General features: G+C 61.5%; 1 protein-coding gene. It reads left to right on the forward strand.

From position 1 onward, the window contains the following. The coding region (locus FOZ70_RS36075; RefSeq protein ID WP_219707805.1) for a glutathione S-transferase N-terminal domain-containing protein at positions 1–416 on the forward strand (416 nt) is incomplete at both ends.

Consider the following 416-nt stretch of genomic DNA (forward strand, 5'->3'; position numbering starts at 1 on the left):
TCGGCAAGATTCCGTTCCTGAAGACCGAAGAAGGCGCATTGTTCGAGTCGCAGGTGATCATCGAATACCTGGCGGCGCGTTATCCCGAGAAAGGCATTTTCCCGGCGAGCCCGTTCGCGGCTGCGAAGGTGCGCGAACTGGTCGAGACGCTCGAGCTGTATCTCGAATGGATGGCGCGCGAGGTCTATACGGAAGCGTTTTTCGGCGGCAAGGTCGGCGACGGGACGAAGGCGCACGTCGAGAAGCGCCTGCCGCGCGCGATCGATGCGTTCAAACAGATGACGCAATTTTCGCCGTATGCGCTCGGCGAGTCGTTCGGCCTCGCCGACATTGCCGCATGGGTCCATCTGCCGGTCATCGGGATGGCGACGAAGGCCATTTTCGGACGCGATTTCGTGCTCGACGCGGGCATCGAC

It is taken from the genome of Burkholderia sp. COPS (assembly GCF_019425585.1).
GTDB classification, from domain to species: Bacteria; Pseudomonadota; Gammaproteobacteria; order Burkholderiales; family Burkholderiaceae; genus Burkholderia; species Burkholderia cepacia.